Annotated in this window: 20 protein-coding genes and 2 pseudogenes; 10 read left to right on the top strand and 12 right to left on the bottom strand. The window is 38.3% G+C overall.

Annotation, left to right across the window (positions count from 1 at the left end):
- The 3 genes from AC1DDX_RS15470 to AC1DDX_RS15460 all read right to left on the bottom strand — a co-directional run.
- A partial coding sequence (locus tag AC1DDX_RS15470) for a cytochrome c biogenesis protein CcdA (protein WP_477622234.1) occupies window positions 1-598 on the bottom strand: 598 nt, incomplete at its 3' end.
- Between the two features lie 218 nt (window positions 599-816).
- A complete protein-coding gene (locus AC1DDX_RS15465; RefSeq protein WP_172662358.1) occupies window positions 817-1266 on the bottom strand; it encodes a protein-disulfide reductase DsbD N-terminal domain-containing protein in 450 nt (149 codons plus the stop codon).
- A gap of 29 nt (window positions 1267-1295) precedes the next feature.
- A complete protein-coding gene (locus tag AC1DDX_RS15460; protein WP_172662357.1) occupies window positions 1296-2069 on the bottom strand; it encodes a biotin--[acetyl-CoA-carboxylase] ligase in 774 nt (257 codons plus the stop codon).
- Window positions 2070-2110: 41 nt separating this feature from the next.
- Here AC1DDX_RS15460 and rsfS point away from each other — a divergent pair, with 41 nt between their 5' ends.
- The 4 genes from rsfS (at window position 2111) to AC1DDX_RS15440 (ending at window position 6439) form a co-directional block, all read left to right on the top strand.
- Window positions 2111-2485: a ribosome silencing factor gene (rsfS, locus tag AC1DDX_RS15455; RefSeq protein WP_048908120.1), complete on the top strand. Its 375-nt coding sequence runs from the start codon at window positions 2111-2113 to the stop codon at window positions 2483-2485.
- A 30-nt stretch (window positions 2486-2515) separates the two neighbouring features.
- Complete coding sequence (gene ftsH / locus AC1DDX_RS15450) at window positions 2516-4606, top strand: ATP-dependent zinc metalloprotease FtsH (RefSeq protein ID WP_172662356.1); 2091 nt, start codon at window positions 2516-2518, stop codon at window positions 4604-4606.
- A 61-nt stretch (window positions 4607-4667) separates the two neighbouring features.
- On the top strand, window positions 4668-5312 hold the full coding sequence (locus tag AC1DDX_RS15445) for a LutC/YkgG family protein (protein ID WP_048908122.1): 645 nt from the start codon (window positions 4668-4670) through the stop codon (window positions 5310-5312).
- A 65-nt stretch (window positions 5313-5377) separates the two neighbouring features.
- A complete protein-coding gene (locus AC1DDX_RS15440; RefSeq protein ID WP_477622233.1) occupies window positions 5378-6439 on the top strand; it encodes a 3-oxoacyl-ACP synthase III family protein in 1062 nt (353 codons plus the stop codon).
- Here the strand turns inward: AC1DDX_RS15440 and AC1DDX_RS15435 are convergent.
- From AC1DDX_RS15435 to AC1DDX_RS15415, 5 genes are all read right to left on the bottom strand, one after another.
- Complete coding sequence (locus AC1DDX_RS15435; protein ID WP_477622232.1) at window positions 6397-7809, bottom strand: YfgM family protein; 1413 nt, start codon at window positions 7807-7809, stop codon at window positions 6397-6399. The two genes, AC1DDX_RS15440 and AC1DDX_RS15435, sit on opposite strands and share 43 nt — an antisense overlap.
- Before the next feature lie 199 nt (window positions 7810-8008).
- Window positions 8009-8752, bottom strand: coding sequence for a zinc ribbon domain-containing protein (locus AC1DDX_RS15430; protein ID WP_048908124.1), 744 nt, complete (start codon window positions 8750-8752; stop codon window positions 8009-8011).
- Entirely contained in the window at window positions 8752-9849 is a 1098-nt protein-coding gene (locus AC1DDX_RS15425; RefSeq protein WP_172662354.1) for a Nif3-like dinuclear metal center hexameric protein, read from the bottom strand. Before AC1DDX_RS15425 ends, AC1DDX_RS15430 begins: the two co-directional genes overlap by 1 nt.
- 98 nt (window positions 9850-9947) lie before the next feature.
- Window positions 9948-10307, bottom strand: a complete 360-nt coding sequence (locus tag AC1DDX_RS15420) for a TM2 domain-containing protein (RefSeq protein ID WP_172662353.1) — start codon at window positions 10305-10307, stop codon at window positions 9948-9950.
- Window positions 10300-10626 carry a DUF2752 domain-containing protein gene (locus AC1DDX_RS15415; protein WP_172662352.1) on the bottom strand — a complete coding sequence of 109 codons (327 nt, stop codon included), beginning with the start codon at window positions 10624-10626 and terminating at the stop codon, window positions 10300-10302. The genes AC1DDX_RS15420 and AC1DDX_RS15415 overlap by 8 nt, the downstream gene beginning before the upstream one ends.
- Before the next feature lie 79 nt (window positions 10627-10705).
- Here AC1DDX_RS15415 and mfd point away from each other — a divergent pair, with 79 nt between their 5' ends.
- Together mfd and AC1DDX_RS15405 are read left to right on the top strand one after the other, a co-directional pair.
- Window positions 10706-14047: a transcription-repair coupling factor gene (gene mfd / locus AC1DDX_RS15410; RefSeq protein ID WP_288881337.1), complete on the top strand. Its 3342-nt coding sequence runs from the start codon at window positions 10706-10708 to the stop codon at window positions 14045-14047.
- Between the two features lie 11 nt (window positions 14048-14058).
- The gene (locus AC1DDX_RS15405; RefSeq protein WP_048908127.1) at window positions 14059-14277 is read left to right on the top strand and encodes a DUF3820 family protein; all 219 of its coding nucleotides are present in this window, start codon (window positions 14059-14061) and stop codon (window positions 14275-14277) included.
- A gap of 249 nt (window positions 14278-14526) precedes the next feature.
- On the opposite strand, the gene AC1DDX_RS15400 is transcribed toward AC1DDX_RS15405, so the two are convergent.
- From AC1DDX_RS15400 to AC1DDX_RS15390, 3 genes are read right to left on the bottom strand one after another with little or no spacing between them, the layout of a single operon-like run.
- On the bottom strand, window positions 14527-15336 hold the full coding sequence (locus AC1DDX_RS15400; RefSeq protein WP_172662350.1) for a phosphatidate cytidylyltransferase: 810 nt from the start codon (window positions 15334-15336) through the stop codon (window positions 14527-14529).
- Window positions 15336-15542 carry a putative signal transducing protein gene (locus AC1DDX_RS15395; RefSeq protein WP_172662349.1) on the bottom strand — a complete coding sequence of 69 codons (207 nt, stop codon included), beginning with the start codon at window positions 15540-15542 and terminating at the stop codon, window positions 15336-15338. Before AC1DDX_RS15395 ends, AC1DDX_RS15400 begins: the two co-directional genes overlap by 1 nt.
- Window positions 15523-16401: a lysostaphin resistance A-like protein gene (locus AC1DDX_RS15390; RefSeq protein ID WP_477622231.1), complete on the bottom strand. Its 879-nt coding sequence runs from the start codon at window positions 16399-16401 to the stop codon at window positions 15523-15525. Before AC1DDX_RS15390 ends, AC1DDX_RS15395 begins: the two co-directional genes overlap by 20 nt.
- A gap of 17 nt (window positions 16402-16418) precedes the next feature.
- Between AC1DDX_RS15390 and dusB the strand changes: the two are divergent.
- A pseudogene (gene dusB / locus AC1DDX_RS15385) lies at window positions 16419-17354 on the top strand (tRNA dihydrouridine synthase DusB); the annotation flags it as partial.
- A gap of 32 nt (window positions 17355-17386) precedes the next feature.
- On the top strand, window positions 17387-17773 hold the full coding sequence (apaG, locus tag AC1DDX_RS15380) for a Co2+/Mg2+ efflux protein ApaG (protein WP_048908132.1): 387 nt from the start codon (window positions 17387-17389) through the stop codon (window positions 17771-17773).
- Here apaG and AC1DDX_RS15375 read toward each other — a convergent pair.
- Complete coding sequence (locus tag AC1DDX_RS15375) at window positions 17770-18465, bottom strand: zinc metallopeptidase (protein WP_477622230.1); 696 nt, start codon at window positions 18463-18465, stop codon at window positions 17770-17772. The genes apaG and AC1DDX_RS15375 overlap by 4 nt on opposite strands.
- A gap of 86 nt (window positions 18466-18551) precedes the next feature.
- Between AC1DDX_RS15375 and AC1DDX_RS15370 the strand changes: the two genes are divergently transcribed.
- Together AC1DDX_RS15370 and AC1DDX_RS15365 are read left to right on the top strand one after the other, a co-directional pair.
- Window positions 18552-19691 carry an NAD(P)/FAD-dependent oxidoreductase gene (locus AC1DDX_RS15370; protein WP_337717075.1) on the top strand — a complete coding sequence of 380 codons (1140 nt, stop codon included), beginning with the start codon at window positions 18552-18554 and terminating at the stop codon, window positions 19689-19691.
- A gap of 71 nt (window positions 19692-19762) precedes the next feature.
- Window positions 19763-20161 (top strand): annotated as a pseudogene (locus tag AC1DDX_RS15365) (DNA recombination protein RmuC); the annotation flags it as partial.

Below are 20161 nucleotides of genomic sequence, written 5' to 3'. Positions count from 1 at the left end.
CGAAAGAACTTGGTAATGTAATCTCAAATGCGCCAAAAAAGGAGATGGCAAAAACGACCAGTAGAATAAAGAAGAAGAAATTAAACAGTCCGCTACTACTCAACGCGTTTAGGCCTGCCGATCCAAATAATACCGTAATTAACAGCCCGAAAGCAACATAAATAACAATAATAGAGAGGCCGTAAATAATTGCCTGCCCAATTCCTTTATTCTTGCTGCCCGCCCTTTTGGTAAAATAACTTATGGTAAGCGGCACCATTGGGAAAATACAAGGCATTAAAAATGCTAAAAACCCACCAACAAGACCGGCGATAAAAGTTTGCCAAAGTGTTTTCTTATGATTAGCCTCATCAGATACAACAGCAGTTGCCGGCTTATCCTTTGCCTGATCTATAGATGCACTCTGTGCTATAGTATCTTTTTTTACCGTGTCTTTTACAATGTTGTTTACTGCACTATCCTGAGCAGAACCAACTTCCGTAAAAACCAGATCATCCGTTCCGGTTGAATCCTGAACCTGAGTAGCGGCAAATCCATGCCCCGTCATTGTTACAATAAAAAGAAAGAACAAGCTCAGTACTAAAAGTGTTTTTTTCATCCGCATTCCTATTACCTATTTTAAAACCCATGAAAAACCCCGCCATTATATTCATTTTCATGATGAGGGCGTGAAATTACTTATAATTTTTTATTTAAAGACGGTGTTGTAACCGCTAAGCGTTAATTTTACTATTAGCTAATAATCCCTTAAAACCCTTGAAATAAAAAAAGGGTGCTCTGAAAACTCAAAACACCCTTTTCTTTATCTGTATCAGCTTATTTTACCGGTATGCTGAAGCTTACTTCTTCAGGAGGCAAACACTGTTTATCGTTACATACCATAAATTCTACTTTTCCCTTCACAGTAGTAGCACCTTTATTCAATTTGATTTTTTGCTGAAAGGTAACCCCGTTGCCAAAATAGCTAACGTTCATTTTAAAATTCTCATCGTAATAATTTATTGCCTTAGGCTCTGTAGTCTTTCCATTAAGTGCGTAATCACTTGATGGAGTAAAGGTAAAAGTTGTTTTACTCGGGCCCCCTGGTTTCAGATTTTGAGAATAAATATGCCAGCCATCTTCAATATTTGCCTTAATATAAAGTATTGCTTCTGTTTTACTTACTTTCTTAGCTGCGTAAGCCCATGTTACAGGTTTTTCAATTTGAGCTACCGCCCCTAGAACTGTAAATAAGACTAATGTTAATACCAAACTTATTCTTTTCATCTGTAATTGTTTTTTAATTTTTATGTCCCTTAATCCTTTAAAAATTCAACCTCTTTAAAGTTATATACTCTTTCCTTACCAGAGCTTAAAAGAACCAGTTGTCCTGCTTCAGTAATTCTGGTTATTGTAGCTTCAAAAACCTCGCCATTCTGTCTGTAAAAACCCAGTTTATTAAATCTGTACAGGTTTTCAAGGTACTCTTTCATCAGTCTATTGTAATTTCCTCCTTTCAATTGAAGGTACTGACTTTCAATATGACTGCAAATTTCAGCTAATAGCTCAATTAAATTAACATCGTGCTGTAAAATTTCATATAACGATGTTGCTACTTTGGTCTTCTCAATATCAAATTTTTGCTGGTTAACGTTCATTCCTATGCCAACAATGCTCGATTTAAAACTATTCCCAGACAAGCTATTTTCAATTAAAACGCCTCCTATTTTACTGTCATTATAGTAAATATCGTTAGGCCATTTTACCGTTATTCCGTCCTTTACAAAGCGGCCTAAAGCCTTGTTAATGCCGTTACTAACCGCTATATTTAGCATAAATTGCTTGTTTATGGGTAGAAATACCGGTTTTAGAAAGATGCTGAATGTCAGGTTTAATCCGGGCTCACTGTACCAGGTGTTTTCCTGTTGTCCTCTGCCCGCAAATTGGTTATCTGCCATAATAACAGTTCCTTCCGGTAATGGCTCGGATTTTGACACCATCATCTTCAAAAAGTTATTGGTAGAATCAACGGCTGATAATCTGATAAGATTTTGACCAACAAATAATGTTGAAAAAGTGTTATTTTGCAAGTGTTGATTGTATATTTGTTTATCAAAATTAAAACATTTTAATGGTAAAAAAGAAAATCGTAAACCTTTCTACATACCTCTCAGAAATAGCCGTACACGGCATACAGGAAAAAAAAGGCAATGATATTGTCCGCCTGGACCTAAGAGATCTTAACAGTTCCGTTTCTGACTATTTTATTATCTGCAGCGCTAATTCAGCCACTCAGGTTAAGGCAATTGCCGATAGCGTAGAAGAAGAAATCTATAAAAATACTCAAACTAATCCTTGGCGCAAAGAAGGACAAGATGCTGCCGAATGGATAATCCTGGATTATTTTGACGTTGTTGTCCACATATTTAAAACTGAAAAGCGAGACTTTTATGGGATAGAAGACCTGTGGGGCGATGCCCAGGCAACCTCCTATAAAAGCGCATAATCATTTACTTCCACATTTTTTGATATAACGATGAAAGAGAACCCGAATACAAAACCCAAACTAATAAAGAGAATTCCAAATATTCCGAAGAAGCCTCAAAAAGGTTCAAAATTCAATATTTTTTGGGTTTATGCAGCTATTATTTTAGGACTGATATTATTGCAGTTCCTATTCAATGCCGATACCAGCAAACCAATTACCTACCGCGTTTTTGAAAAAGAAATGCTTTTGCCGGGTGATGTACAAAAATTAGTAGCCTACAAGCACGAAGATCTTGTAAAAATTGAGGTATACATTAAAAAAGACAAGCTAAATCAGCCTAAGTACAAAGAGTACCAAAACAAAAGCAATTTTGGAACAAACACAGGCCCTATAGCTTATTTTACGGCCGGATCAATGGACGCGCTGGATACGCAATTAAAGGAATCTCAGAAAAACCTTCCTCCCGATCAGCAGATTTTAGCAGAAAAAGAAACCAGACAAAGTTCATTTAACTCGTGGTTCTTCACTGTAATTATCCCTGTTCTGTTGTTCATTGGCTTCTGGATCTTTATTATGCGCCGTATGGGCGGTGGTGCAGGTGGCGGTGGCGGTCAGATTTTCAATATCGGGAAATCTAAAGCAACCCTGTTCGATAAAGAGAGCCAGGTAAACGTAACATTTAATGATGTTGCCGGCCTCGAAGAAGCAAAACAAGAGGTAATGGAAATTGTAGATTTCCTTAAAAACCCTAAAAAATATACCAACCTGGGTGGTAAAATACCTAAGGGAGCGCTATTAGTAGGCTCTCCGGGAACTGGTAAAACATTATTGGCTAAAGCCGTTGCCGGCGAAGCGCAAGTTCCTTTCTTCTCACTTTCAGGTTCTGATTTCGTAGAAATGTTTGTGGGTGTTGGAGCATCACGTGTCCGTGATTTGTTTAAACAGGCTAAAGATAAAGCACCATGTATCATCTTTATTGACGAGGTTGATGCAATTGGTCGTGCCCGTGGTAAAAACAGCATGATGGGTGGTAACGATGAGCGTGAAAACACATTAAATCAGCTATTGGTTGAAATGGATGGTTTTGGTACCGATTCTGGTATCATTATCCTTGCTGCTACCAACAGACCTGACGTATTGGATACAGCCTTGTTAAGACCGGGAAGGTTTGACAGACAAATCTCTATTGACAAACCTGATTTGGTTGGTCGTGAGCAGATCTTCAAGGTTCACCTTACCCCTATTAAAACCTCTCAGGAAGTTGATGCTAAAAAACTTTCTGCTCAAACTCCAGGCTTTGCCGGAGCAGAAATCGCCAACGTTTGTAATGAGGCTGCACTTATCGCCGCCCGTCGCAACAAAGAAAGCGTTGACATGCAAGACTTCCAGGACGCAATTGACCGTGTTATTGGTGGTTTAGAGAAGAAAAACAAAATCATTTCACCAGAAGAAAAAAGAATCGTTGCTTATCACGAAGCTGGTCACGCAATTGCAGGATGGTTCCTGGAACATGCAGATCCACTTGTAAAGGTATCTATAGTTCCTCGTGGCGTTGCCGCATTAGGATATGCACAATACTTACCTAAAGAGCAGTTCCTGTATACTACAGAGCAATTAACTGACGGTATGTGTATGACAATGGGTGGTAGAGTAGCTGAAGACATTGTGTTCGGTAAAATCTCTACAGGAGCTCAAAATGACCTTGAAAGAATTACCAAGCTATCATACGCAATGGTTACCATCTATGGTATGAACAGCACTATTGGTAACGTGTCGTTCCACGATCCTCAAAATGAGTATAACTTTAATAAGCCGTACTCAGAGAAAACATCTGAAATGATTGACCACGAAGTACGTATCCTTATTTCACAGGTTTACGACAGAACAAAACAATTACTTACAGATAAAAGAGATGGCTTAGAAAAGCTTGCTCAGAAACTAATAGAAAAAGAGATTCTTTTCCAGGCAGATTTAGAAGAAATCTTAGGAAAACGTCCTTTTGATAACCGCACCACTTACGACGAGTTTGTAAACGGTACAGGTGATCAAAAACCTGCAGCAGAAGGCCTTTTACATGAAGGTGTTGGAGAAACTACAGATCCTTCAGCTTCTATTACGCCAACGAATACAGAGTCTTAATTACAATATTTATGGGGCAGCCATTTCGTTTATTGCGAAATGGCTGCAAATCCCTTTTTTTATGCAAGAAAATATTTCCTCCAAAGAGTTAATGCTGAAAAAGATAAGGAAGGCGCTTCTTGAAAAAAGAGACAACCCTTATCCAAATTTAGAAGATACCCCACTGTACACAGAAAATACAGAGTATCCGGAGGTATTATTTGCAGAACAACTTACCGCCGTTTCGGGCAATTTCATCTACTGCGAAAACGGAATAGAATTTATTGAAAACATCCTTCAGCTTGCAGACCGCTTTAACTGGCGTAAAATATACTGCTGGGAGCCTGAATTACAAGAACTCTTAACAGAATACGAATTCCCTTTTTATAAAACAGACAAAGATTTTGACCTGGCCGAAGTTGGAATTACTTTGTGTGAAGCCCTTATTGCACGTAATGGTTCCGTAATGGTTTCCAACCAAAATGCAGCCGGTCGCAGACTTAGTATCTTCCCTCATCATCACATTGTTATTGCCAGAACAGGACAGCTTGTAATGGATCTTAAAGATGCTTTTAAGCTCATCAAAGACAAATACGGTAGTCAAATCCCATCAATGATCAGCACCATAACAGGACCAAGCAGAACAGCAGATATTGAAAAAACATTGGTTCTTGGAGCACACGGACCAAAAGAATTATTTGTATTTTTAATTGAAGATTTCTCTTAAAATTTTTATTTCTAATATAATAGTTCTATTTTTATACTGTATACCAAAACAGTCTGCGGTTCATAATGAGCAATAAAACAAACTTACACTCGGTTATTACAGGTACAGGTAGCTATATTCCCGAAAACATCATTTCTGGCGACTCTTTTTTAACCTCCACATTTTACGATAATGGAGTGGCTTTGGAAAAAGACATCAACGAAGTAATAAATAAATTTGCAGAGATCACAGAGATTCTTGAGAGACGCTATGTTGATGACAATATTGTAAATAGCGACATTGCAGCTATTGCTGCTCAACGCGCAATTGACGATGCCGGAATAGACAAAGAAACTTTAGATCATATCATATTCTGCCATAATTTCGGAGACGTAAAAAGCGGCAGCAATCGTATGGATATCCTTCCTTCCTTGGCCGCCAAGGTAAAGCAAACCCTGCATATCCTAAATCCCGATTGTGTTGCCTATGATATYATATTTGGTTGCCCGGGCTGGGTTCAAGGCGCCATACAAGCCAACTATCTCATTCAAAGTGGCGATGCAAAACGAGTAATGGTTATTGGTGCAGAAACGCTTTCCAGAATAACCGATCCTCATGACCGCGACAGCATGATCTTCTCTGATGGTGCAGCAGCTGTTATTTTTGAAGCTCAGGAATCTGAAAACCCATTAGGCATTGTTGCTCACAAAACACAAACCTATGCGGTCGATTATGGTTCGTTACTGGTAATGGGCAAAAGCAACAACCCGAGCGAGTGTAATGGCAACACCTATCTTAAAATGAATGGCCGCAAGCTCTATGAGTTTGCCGTTATAAACGTTCCTCAAGTAGTTAAAAAAGCTATAGACAAAGCAGAAATAGACATTAAAGATGTTAAAATTGTTTTCATACATCAGGCTAACGGGAAAATGGATACCGCCATTATGAAACGCTTATTTAAGCTTTATGATTTGGATACGGTGCCGGAAAATCTAGTTCCTATGACCATTTCATGGTTAGGAAATAGCTCTGTAGCTACTATACCAACACTGCTGGATCTGGTTCTAAAAGAAAAGGTAGAAGGCTATAAAGTAAAGAAAGGTGATTACGCTGTATTTGCCTCTGTAGAGTTTGCTTTCTTTTCGTAAATCTTACCAATCTGCAATGCAGAATTTGCTGCAAAATAGTACTTCAGGTTTTTTCCTGTATTAATGGCATTCTGATAGCTGGTAAGCGCTATATCGTCCTTTCCAAGCTCATCATTTATACGCCCCAGACGATAATAGTATTCCGTTTTATCCCTGGCAGAGGCAAAACTATCCCCTTTGCTGTCTTTTAGCTCCTCCAGTGCTTTATTGTAATAGCCGCCATCAAACAACAGCCTTGCTTTTAAAAGCTCTTTATTTGGTATTGATTCGCCCGCTTCATTAAGCGCCTGCTTATCCTTTTCCTGATAAGTATAGCCTGCCGACTTAACCTTGTTCATAAACGCAGTATAAGCCTCCGTATCGCCTTTTAGTAGCGAGACCCAGCCTAAGTGCAGGTTTGCGTCTTTAATGTAATTAGCCCCTTTATTAAGCTGCAAAAAACGGACAAAGTTCTGTCCAGATGAATAGTCAAGTTTATTGAGCTTTGCAGAACCCAGCAAAAACTCCAGATAAGGAAAAGATTGATACTCCGCACCTGTTGGTCTGTTATTTAAAATACTGATGGCCTCATCATTGTGGCCGTTCTTTGAGCACACCAATGCCTGCAAATATGTTTTTAACAGACTACTCTCTGCAATTCTGGAGGTGTATTTCATTGTTTTGCTGTAGGCCGAAGGGCTATGTGCGATATCATTCAGCACAAATACGTAATAGAACACCACTTCTTCATAGAATGGCTCAAATTTAGATTTGGGCAGGCTTTCCGACAACTTATCGAGCATTGCTATTCCGCTTTGAAGATTCCCTTTTATACCGAACGTAGAAAGTGTGCTCTTCAAAATTCCATCTGGCAGGTTACCCAAAAAAGCATTGATCAGGCCTAGCCCTTTTGCGTTTAATGTAAATGCCGGAAATTTCTTGTTGTTATCCTGTAATAAGCCATTGGCCTTTTTAATTTCCCTTGCGGCAGTAAAGTATTCACCGTATCGCCCCCTAATTAAAGCCCATTGTAAGTTTATCTCGGCCTGCGCATATAAATAGTATGGTGATGACTTATCACCATCAGCGATTTGGTCTAACCGTGTAGATTTATTTTCTTTTAACTTGTCAAATTCCGTCTTGCTTTCCGTGGTAAGCAAATAAAAATAATCAACATAGTTTTCCAGTAAAGGAACCAACCCATTGTCAGGATGAATCTTCTTCTCAGCAGCAATCAGCTGTCTGGCGGTGCTCAGCTTAAGCTCAAATATGTTCTGGTAGGCTTTTAAGCAATTGGCATTAAAGTCGAAATTTGCATAAATAGCTGTTGGCGAAAGCAACAAAAAAACAATCAGCACACATTTATATACAGAACCGGAAATCATATTCATAACTAAGGCAAGGATTAACTAAATCTTAATGCTTTGCTGTAAGCAAAAATTCTTCCACAAAAAAGAAGGTGTATCATATGATAATGATACACCTTCTTTTTTTCTCTCGTCATTCTGAATTTATTTCAGAATCTAGCAGGGGCTATTCAAAAACATACTCAAGAGGGATTCTGAAATAAATTCAGAATGACGGCACGTGTTATGCCGGTAACTCTTCCTGAGTAAGTGCCTCATCAACTAAAATCCTTCCACAATGCTCGCAAACAATGATTTTCTTGCGTTGACGGATATCTAATTGACGCTGAGGAGGAATCTGGTTAAAACAACCTGAACATGAATCACGGTCGATAGTAACAACAGCAAGGCCGTTATTAGCATTTCCTCTTAATCTCTTATATGCAGTTAAAAGTCTGTCTTCAATTTGAGTTTCAGCTTTTTCAGCTTTTTTACTTAACGACTGCTCTTCTTTTTCAGTTTCAGCAGTAATTGTTTGCAACTCTCCTTTTTTGATATCAAGATCTTTTCTTCTCGACTCTAAATCAGCAAGTGCTTTTTCGTAAACTTCAGTTTTTTGAGTGATATCAAAACCAAACTCTCTGATCTTTTTCTCGCAAACCTGAATCTCAAGCGTCTGGATCTCAACCTCCTTAGTTAAAGCATCATATTCACGATTGTTTTTAACATCTTTTAATTGGGTCTCGTATTTTTTGATCAGGCCTTGAGCTTCCTTAATCATATTTTTACGCGTTACAATGGCGTCTTCAGTATCATCCAATTCACTTTTGAATTTTTGTATACGTGTTTCCAGTCCTTCAACCTCATCTTCAAGGTCAGCCACTTCCATTGGCAATTCACCACGTATCTGACGTATTTTATCGATCTTAGTATGAAGAGTTTGTAATTCGTATAAAGCTTTTAGCTTTTGCTCTACAGTTTGTTCCATTAAATGAAATAATTTATGGGGTTTGTGTTATGCTCCGTTAAACGGATTGCAAAGTTAGGAAATTTTTCTTGAATAATATCTATCAACAAATTAGATGTAAATTGTTCACTTTCAAAGTGTCCGATATCAGCGATAACCAATTTTTCATCGGCATCAAAAAACTCATGATATTTAAAATCTGCGGTTACAAAAGCGTCGGCACCGGCTGCAATGGCATCTTTAAGCAAAAAACTTCCCGATCCACCACAAACAGCCACCTTTTTAATCCTTTTAGGCAGCAATTTAGTATGTCTTATTACCTCGGCATCCATTCTGTCTTTAACTAAATGAAGAAAGTCTTTTCCGTCCATTTCGTGTTCCAGCCAGCCAACCATTCCGGCACCTACAGTATCCAATCTATTTCCCAAAGGATAAATATCATAGGCAACCTCCTCATAAGGATGGTTTTCAAACAAGGCCAGAAGCACTTTTCTCTCATCCTGAACCAAAAAAACCGTTTCTATCCTTACTTCTGACTCATGGTGCCGAACACCCTTCTCGCCAACAAAGGCATTAGTGTCTTCTCCGGCCCTAAATGTTCCTGTGCCTTCTGCATTAAAGCTACATTCACTGTAATTACCAATACCGCCAGCGCCTGCCTCAAACAAAGCTGATCGTACTGCAGCAGCCTGAGCAGTCGGACAAAATGTCACCAATTTTTTTAATAACGATGTTTTCGGACTTAAAATCTTAATATTTTTTAGCCCCAACCGCTGACTGATCACCCCGTTAACACCATATTTTACATGGTCTAGGTTTGTATGAATAGCATAAAGCGCAATATTATGCCTTATCGCTTTTAGTACAACCCGTTCAACATAGTTTTTCCCGGTAAGCTTTTTGAGCCCCTTAAAAACGATAGGATGATGGGTGATGATCAAATTACAGTTCTGAGCAATGGCCTCATCTACAATGGCCTCCGTGCAATCGAGGGCAACAAGCGCCCCGTGTATTTCCTGATCAGCATTTCCGATAAGTAATCCAGAATTATCATAATCTTCCTGATAATTCAATGGAGCAAATTCTTCCAGATGCTTTATTAAAATCGCTAACCTCATAGGCTGTAAATTTACAATATGCACAACAAAATTTCACTTTAAAATAAAAAGAGATTGCACACGCTGTACAATCTCTTTTTATTTTAAAGTGTACTATTCTATTGAATATTCCCCATTTTAACCATCTGTAAACTTTCAAACACCATACGCTGATTGTATTCAAAAGCAAGGGTCTTATGGTTTATTAAATCGATAATCGTTCCTATAAAACATAACCCAACTGTAAAGAAATACAGCACTCCCATACCAATCTGGTTTACCAGAAACCTTGGTAATCCTGGTACAAAGAAGCCTAAAATGCAATACAGCACCATATCGTCCGGATTTCTTCTTTTACTTCCGTAAATCATTAAAAACCCTCTCAACTGTTGTTCACTAAATCCTGTAGTTGCAGTTTGCAAGTACGAATATTCCTGAGGTGTGATACCCGGCAATGACATAAATGGTGAATCAAACATATCCTTCCTCCTTATATTTTAAAATTTTATTCCTTTTAACACTTAATTTTATCAGCACAACAATCCTGTATACAATAATCAGCAGGGCAGGTATTCCAAACCAATGGAGCTTAATGCTCTCTGCAATATTACCATGAAACAGCTGCGTTAAAGCTCTTCCAATTCCACATCCCGGGCACCAATCTATCCCCATGTTTGCTAGCGGACAAAGGGTAAAGTGATGTTCATGGCCATGTAACTGTGGTTGCGCTAATCCCAGCAATACTAAAGCCGTTATCCAAAAAATGAGTTCTAATGGTATGCGGCTCAGCATTTTCATGTTATCCTCTTTTTATTTTAGATTGATTAATAGAGACTTTGTTACATCTAAAGCTAATCATAAATCTTACATTTGCATTGTGAACATCCGCGACCTGATTAATCGATACAAAACAGATGAACGCATTGTAGCATTGGCAAAAGCCCTTAATGCGGGCAAAGGTAATAAACTTCAGCTAAAAGGACTAGTTGGTTCTGCCGATGCAACAATTGCAACAGCTACTTATTTTCTGCTCCATAAACCAATTTTATTTGTGTTACCGGATAGGGAAGAGGCATCTTATTTTCTTGCAGATCTGGAAAGTATTCTGGATAAAGAAGTACTTTTATTTCCTTCTTCATTCCGCAAAGCTTTTGAATTTACACAGGTTGACACCGCAAATGTACTGGCCAGGGCCGAAGTATTAAACGAACTAAACCACCATTCTGAATACGGCAAAATAGTAGTTACATACCCCGAGGCCCTTGCAGAAAAGGTAATAAACCGTTCTCTTCTCGAAAAAAACACCCTCGAAATTAGTCTGGGCGCTAAACTAGGCATCGATTTCATAAATGAGTTCCTGATAGACTACGATTTTAACCGTACCGATTTCGTTTACGAACCCGGTCAGTTTTCAATCCGTGGCGGCATAGTAGATATTTTTTCTTTCTCACATGACCTGCCTTATCGTATAGAATTTTTTGGTGATGAAATTGAAAGCATCCGCACATTCGAAATAGAAAGTCAACTCTCTGTAGAAGATGTAAAAACCTTCACCATCATCCCAAATGTTCAATCAAAATACCTTACAGAAAGCAACATCAGCTTGCTCGACTATATAGAAAAAGACACCCAGCTTTGGTTTAGAGATGTAGAATTTACCCTCGACATTGTTAAATCCGGCTACAAAAAGGCTGTTGAGCTTTGGAAAGCTTTGCCGGTTAAAGAAAAAGCGGAAAATCAAGACTGGATTGACCCTAAATTTGCCTTTACCGACGAAAAAATGATGGCCGACATGCTGCAGGATTTTCTTCTGGTAGAATTTGGAAAACAATTTTTTTACAAAACAGATCAGGTTTTTCAGTTCGAAACCAAGCCACAGCCATCCTTTAATAAAGACTTTAACCTGCTTATTCACAACATCAAAGAAAATGAAAAGCAAGGCATCCATAACTTCATTTTTAGCTCCTCAACCAAGCAAACCGAACGTTTATACGCCATATTAGACGATATAGATAAAACGGCAAAGTTTACCCCGGTAAACATCCCTTTAAGAGAAGGATTTGTTGACGCGCAACAACATGTGGCCTTTTATACTGACCATCAAATTTTTGATCGTTTTTACAAATACAAGCTCAAAAGAGGCTATCAGCGCAGTCAGGCCATAACTTTAAAAGAACTCAGAGATTTAAAGCCAGGCGATTTTGTGACCCATATAGACCATGGAATAGGTAAATATGCCGGCCTGGAAAAGGTAGAAGTAAACGGAAAAACACAGGAAATGATTCGACTGGTATATGCCGACAACGACCTGCTTTACGTAAACATCAACTCCCTAAACCGCATTGCAAAATACAGCGGAAAAGATGGTACTGCCCCTAAAATGAACAAGCTGGGAACCGAGGCATGGGACAAGCTTAAAAAGACCACTAAAAAAAAAGTTAAAGATATAGCCCGCGACCTGATAAAGCTATACGCCTTAAGAAAATCGCAGGTTGGTACTGCATTCGATCCAGATGGCTACCTGGAAACAGAACTGGAAGCATCTTTCATTTACGAAGATACCCCTGATCAGGAAAAGGCGACAAACGATGTTAAAAAAGACATGGAAGCCCCGCATCCAATGGATAGGCTTGTGTGTGGCGATGTAGGCTTTGGTAAAACAGAGATCGCTATACGTGCGGCCTTTAAAGCCGTTGCAAACGGCAAACAGGCAGCAGTATTGGTGCCTACCACCATTTTGGCCTTACAACACTTTAAAACCTTCTCGGGTCGTTTAAAAGGCTTCCCTTGCAATGTCGACTACATTAACCGTTTTAAAACCAATAAACAGATAAAAGATACGCTTGCAGCTGTTGTTGATGGCAAAGTAGATATCATTATTGGTACCCACCGTTTATTGAGCAAGGATGTAAAATTCAAAGATCTGGGCATCATGATCATCGATGAAGAACAGAAGTTCGGTGTAGCATCGAAAGAAAAACTGAAGGCTTTGAGGGTGAATGTAGATACCCTAACCCTTACCGCCACACCAATTCCGCGTACACTCCATTTTTCGTTAATGGGAGCGAGGGATCTTTCCATCATGAGCACTCCGCCACCAAACAGGCAAGCTGTAAATACAGAATTACACGTTTTTAACGATAAACTGATTCAGGAAGCCGTTCAATTTGAACTTGATCGTGGCGGACAGGTATTCTTTATCCATAACCGCGTAAACGACCTTCCGCAATTGGGCGGTTTAATACAACGCCTGGTTCCAAAAGCACGCATAGGTATTGCCCACGGGCAGCTTGATGGCGACGCGCTTGAGGATGTAATGCTTGATTTTATAAATGGCGAAAAGGATGTATTGGTTGCCACAACAATTATTGAGGCAGGTTTGGATATTCCAAACGCAAACACCATCATCATTAACCATGCACATATGTTTGGGCTAAGCGACCTGCACCAGATGCGTGGCAGGGTAGGTAGGTCCAACAAAAAAGCTTTCTGTTACCTGCTAAGTCCTCCACTTTCTACCTTAACTTCTGAGGCCCGCAAAAGACTTAGTGCCATCGAAGAGTTTTCAGACCTCGGGAGCGGCTTTAACATCGCAATGAGGGATTTGGACATCCGCGGCAGCGGAAACCTGTTAGGAGCGGAGCAAAGTGGCTTTATTGCCGAAATAGGTTTCGAAATGTATCACAAAATACTTGATGAAGCCATACAGGAGCTCAAAGCAGATGAGTTTAAAGGCCTGTTTAAAGATGAGCCGGAACGCCCTTTTGTTACCTTTACACAGATAGATACCGATTTGGAATTATACATTCCAGACGATTATGTAACCAACATTACCGAGCGGTATAATCTATACACCGAGTTGTCTAAAATAGAGAACGAAACCCAGTTAAAAGCATTTGAGCTGAGTTTAAAAGATCGGTTTGGTCCGGTTCCAAAGCCAGTTAAAACCATGCTGAATGTATTGAGATTGCAATGGGTGGCCAAAAAACTGGCTTTTGAAAAAATAACCTTCAAAAAAGGCACTTTACGCGGTTATTTCATAACAGACAAACAATCTTCGTTTTTTGATTCAACAATGTTCAATAAAATATTGCACTTTGCACAAATCCACCCCCGGCTATGTAATTTAAAAGAAGTTAAAGACAGCTTAAGGATTGCCTTTGATAACCTTAACACAGTTGATGAAGCAGTAGAAATGCTCGAAATGGTGGTTAATTAATTTAAAGCGAAATGAATCCGCAAATACTGAAAGATCTGGTTACCATGCAAATGCCATTTGGCAAATATAAAGGACGTATTATATGCGATCTGCCGGAATCTTACCTGATCTGGTTTCATAAAGAAGGTTTTCCTCCCGGGAAACTTGGCGAAATGATTGCAACACTTTATGAGATTAAACTTAACGGCCTGGAGTATTTGCTTCAACCGCTAAAGAACCCCAATCGTTAGTCTCATTTCTCTCCAAAATTCTTGTTTTTTAGCCTATTTTTTTATTTATCGTTATAGTGTTGTAGGGCTCTTGTTTAAGTACAAAATCTTCAAAGTCCATGTTGAGTCCATGTCTACTCCATGTCTAGTCCATGTTTTACCAGAAAAACACGGTGTTAATATGAACTTAACATGCATTCATTATTGATTTTGGTAAAGCAACAATCCAGCCGTTTTCAGACCTGATATTAACCCGGTATTTTTTTAAAATTAATGGAGCAAAAGGTACAAATAGGTATACACCACAGGGGCGGCAATCAAGAGGCCATCAAACCTATCTAAAAGGCCACCGTGTCCCGGTAAGAAAGTACCTGAATCCTTTACATTAAGGCTTCGTTTCAGCATTGATTCTACAAGATCTCCAAGTGTGCCAAAGCTTGCTATTAAAAGTGCCATTCCGGCCCAAACCCAGCTGCTTATTTCTGTAAATTGTAAAGATATAAGGTAAGATGCGAGCACGCTGGTAAACATTCCTCCAAAGAAACCCTCCCATGATTTTTTTGGCGAATGACGCTCAAAAAGTCGTGTTTTACCGAATTTCATTCCAAACAGGTAAGCGCCTGTATCATTGGCCCATAGCATCAGTAAAAAGGACAATGGTAAATGAAAGCTATATTCAGCACTGCTGGCCAAAAAACCAAGTGAATAAAAGAAACAAAATGGGGTTGTTACATATACAAACCCCACAAAAGTATAGGATATATTGGCAAAGGGTATTTTATCTTTTTTATAGAGTTCGCTGATGAATACCGAAAATAAAAGTGGTACTAAAAGCAACAGGTACTTGGTTTCAAATTGCAGATAATGGTATCCTGCGGTCATTAAAAATACTAGTGTGGCAGCAAAAAGTGCAATATTTCGGTGTGGTCTTATTCCTGCTGTTTTGATCAGTTTAAAGAATTCAAATAGCGCAGCAAGACTTAAAAGCAGGTAAAAAAAGGTAAAGGTATAGCCACCTAAAAAGATGGATCCCAACATCACTATGGTAAAAAAGAACGCAGTTATTGCTCTGGTTTTCATTAAATATTGTTTTCTAAAATGTATTCCTTCGCTTTTTCGGAGTCATCTGGATGTACAAGGACTGTTAAGATGCCAAAAGTTTTGTAAGATGAATCTTGTTTGTTTAATACTACAGCATCGATATCAATTGCCTCTAATCCTTGTTTAAGAATCTCAGCCTTAAATTGATCTTCTGTTTCATAAACCTTAATCCAATTGCTGCTCATAAGTTTTTGATGTTTTATTTTTAAAAAATTGGAATACAAAAATCGTTAAAATGAAACTGATCAGGTATCCATACCAGACAAAATGACTTGTGTTGTCTGCTTCAGACAAAGGTATATTGTTTTTTTGCATATACCATGCTACACATACTGCATAAGCATTATTTAAAAAATGGGCTAACATTGAGTACCATAAATTACCACTCCAATAATAGATATATCCGAAGCCGGCACCCAATAAGAAACGTGGTAAAAAGCCATAAAACTGTAAATGTATAGCACTGAAAAGGAAGGCTGAAGTCCAAATTGCGACATGCGGGTTTTTAAAAATTCTTAAGAATGAGCGCTGTACAGCCCCTCTAAACATCAATTCCTCTGCTATGCCTGGTAATAATGCAATTAACAAAAGATTAACTACAAGCTCGCTGATGTGCTTCATTTTTAATAGGAGCAGGGTGGTTTGCATGGCCTGGTCTTCTTTTTCTCTCATCCAGGTTTCGATCCATTTCAAGTAATMGGGAAGTACCATTTTTTGATTAATCATGGCCGTCCACTCCATAACGGGCATAGAAACTATCATAATTAATAAAACGATGAGCAAAAGGTTCGGTTCTGGCTTTTTAAACCCGTAGAATACATTTATTTTCCTTCTTTCTGTTAAGGCCAGGAATAATGGCGGGGCCAAAAACATTCCGACAGAAGTAGCGGCCAGCAAAATTTGTAATGCAGGACGATATTTCTCTTCAGCACCAGAAAGTATTGCAGGATCGGTAAGCGATCCTAGTCCATATATGGCAACTATAATTATGAGCGCAATAATAGAAAAAGCAAAAAGGCCTGCTATTATGTATCCAATGAGCATAAGTAGCTGCGTATAAGGACTCTCCTTTTCGTTTTGTTTGTAAACAAAGCGGGGTAGATATGATGTATACCGAATTTATTTCGTCGGAAGGATTAATAAGGGATGCTGCAAAAAGCAGGGCTAAACTTGATATTTTTGAATATGAGCGCCCTATTGGCATACAGATATTTGGAAGTGAGATTGATCATATGAGAGAGGCTACCGAAATTGCTACGCTGGCCAATCCTGATCTGATGGATATCAATTACGGCTGCCCCGTTAAGAACGTTGCTTGCAGGGGCGCGGGTGCTAGTTTGCTGCAGGATATTGACAAAATGGTTAAGATGACCGAGGCTGTTGTAAAAGCTACACATTTGCCTGTAACGGTTAAAACCAGACTTGGATGGGACGATAATACCAAGAATGTAGAAGAAGTTGCAGAAAGATTACAAGATATTGGTATCCAAGCGTTAACAATTCATGGAAGAACCAGAGCTCAGCTGTATAAAGGCGAGGCAGACTGGACACTGATAAGAGAGATTAAACGTAATCCACGCATAAAAATTCCAATTTTTGGTAACGGTGATGTAGATAGCATACAAAAAGCGGCAGACTGGAGACTGGAATACGAGATTGACGGCATCATGATTGGCAGGGCTGCTATTGGATATCCATGGATATTCAGGGAAATAAGACACTTTTTTAACACAGGCGAAATTTTAGCCGGACCAAGTGTTGAAGAGCGTGTAACAGTATGCAGAACGCATTTTGAGAAATCAATTGCATGGAAAGGACCTAAAGTTGGTGTATTCGAAATGAGACGCCATTATGCAAACTACTTTAAAGGTTTGCCAGACTTTAAACCTTATAGAATGTTACTTGTCAAAGAGGATAACATAGAAACAATACATAGTATCCTGGACGAAGTGGCAGATAAGTATCATAACATTCTCCCGGTTGGGGAAATGGCGTGATTTTTGAAAAACATTTAAAAAATAAAATTGTAATGGTTACAGCAATAACAGATGGTGTTAAAATTTCGGTAGAAACCGTGTATCAGGATGAATATTCTAATCCAGCAAATGATCACTATGTATTTGCCTACCGCATCAATATAGAAAACCTTTCAGATTACGCTATACAGCTTAAAAGACGTCAATGGTTCATTTTTGATTCCAGCGGTGTTCAAAGAGAAGTAGAAGGCGAAGGAGTTATTGGTTTACAGCCTGTAATTGAACCTGGAGAAAGCCATTCTTACGTATCTGGTTGTAACTTAACAACTGATATGGGTACCATGAACGGCAGCTATTTAATGAGCCGTCTGTTTGACGATACTGAATTTACAGTTGATATTCCTAAATTTAGCTTAATAGCTTCTTACAGATTAAACTAACCTTTTTGCCTTCCAAATAATATGGAAAGGTAATAGATAAGATTAGTCATGGCACCTAACGCGGCTACAACATAAGTCATGGCCGCCCACCAAAGTGCATCTTTAGCCTGTGTATTTTCTTCTGCTGTATACAGTATCTCTTTATTGTTTTTTAGCCATATAAGCGCTCTTCTGCTGGCATCAAACTCTACCGGTAGGGTAATTATACTAAAAATAGTTATTAGTGTTAATCCAACTACTCCAATTGTTAAAACAACAGGGTTAAAAGTAAATGCAATTAATAAAACGCCCAGAATTAATACCCATTGTAAAAGTTTTGAAGTTAGGCTTACCAAAGGCACCATATTGGTTCTAAGATTTAACCAGCTATATGATTTAGCCTGTTGTAAGGCATGCCCGCACTCATGAGCAGCTACTGCTGCTGCTGCAACACTCCGCCCATAATAGACATCTGTACTTAAATTAACTGTTTTATCTGAAGGATTATAATGATCTGATAATTGTCCATCGGTACTCATCACCCTTACATCAAATATCCCATTGTCGTGCAGCATTTTCTCTGCAACCTCTTTTCCCGAAAATCCCGAATTCAAGTGCATTTCAGCATATTTTGAAAACTTATTTCTAAATCTCCATTGTACAAACATGCTTAATATTAGAACCGGGATTATTAAAATCAAATAAATTCCCATTTTTTTAGTTTTGCAATCTCATTAGGTTTTAATCAAAAAGCGTTCCCAATTTATCTGATAATCAAAAAATAACATAATTTTATATTATGTCGGCATTGATTTCTTATTGGGAAAAACAGCACTTTTTTAATTATGATATTATTATCATAGGAAGCGGAATTGTGGGTTTGAACGCTGCAATTAGTTTAAAAAAAGAAATACCACATTTAAGTATAGCTGTATTAGAAAGGGGGTTCTTACCCTCGGGAGCGAGCACAAAGAATGCTGGCTTTGCTTGTTTCGGCAGTATTTCTGAATTAATAGAACAGGAGAAAATTATAGGAACCGACGGTTTATACAATTTAATTGATAAACGCTGGAATGGCCTCCTAAAGCTCAGAAAGCTATTGGGAGACAGTTCAATATCTTATGAAAATTATGGCGGTTATGAATTATTTAAGCCGTTAGAAAATGAATTATCTTCATTGTGTGTCTCCAAAATTGGCCATTATAACCATATTTTGAAGGAAATATCGGGCAAGCAGGAGGTTTTTAAAACTGCAGCAAGTAAAATTTCTGAGTTTGGTTTTAAAGATGTGAGCATCCTTTTAGAAAATAGTTTGGAGGCACAAATAGATACCGGGAAAATGATGCAGTGTTTGCTTAATAAAGCAGCATCACAAGGGATAAGTATTTTTAATTCCTGTACAGTCACTGCGCTAAAAGAAGAAGGCGATGAACAAGTCATTTTAACCCCAGACGGAAATTTTAGATGTAAAAAGGTATTGATCTGTACGAATGCATTTGTAAAGGAGCTATTGCCTTCTTTAGATGTAATTCCCGGACGTGGTCAGGTGATCATTACAAAACCAATAAAGAACTTAAAAATAAAGGGTACTTTTCATTACGATAAAGGGTATTATTATTTTAGAAATATATATGGCAGGCTTCTTTTAGGAGGCGGAAGAAACCTTGATTTTAAAGCTGAGGAAACCACTGAATTTGGAACCACCGAGTTGGTACAGAATGCGCTAATAAAATTGTTATCGGATGTAATTTTACCTGAAACACCTTTTGAAATAGAGCAAACCTGGAGCGGAATTATGGCATTTGGGTCTACTATAAATCCTATAATTAAAGAAGTAAAACCCAATGTTTTCTGTGCTGTTAGGTGTAATGGAATGGGAATTGCAATGGGCACTCAAACCGGAGAAGATGCCGCCCGGCTTGTTATAGATTCACTATAACCTAATCAATAAAATACTATTTATTTTTGCAATTTAAAGTTATTATGGTCACATTTGATAACAATATTAGTATGGAAATAGCAGGAATAGTTTTATTAGTTATCATTTTAGCCTCACTTATTTTTTTATTGTTTAAGAAACCGGCGGCTAATCAAAATCATATTGCTCTTTTGGAGTTAAAGGAATTGGAACATCAAAAATCGATGAATTGGTTAAAGGATGAAAAATTGAAACTGGAAGATGAATTGAATGATCTTCGCCTCAATTATATGAATGAGCGCAGTAAGGTAATAAAAGCTGAAGAATCGCTAATTGCACAACGTKAAAGGCAGATTGAGCAGGATAAATATATTGCGGAACTACAACAAAGATTTAAGTTGGAATTTGAAAATATAGCCAATAAAGTGCTCGAAGAAAAGACAGCAAGGTTTACAGAACAAAACAAGACTAATCTTGATATTATTCTAAAT

This window comes from Pedobacter sp. 10L46_2 (assembly GCF_056395165.1).
The sequence above is the reverse complement of the archived record's forward strand: the minus strand, read 5'-3'. Positions and strand labels throughout refer to the sequence as shown.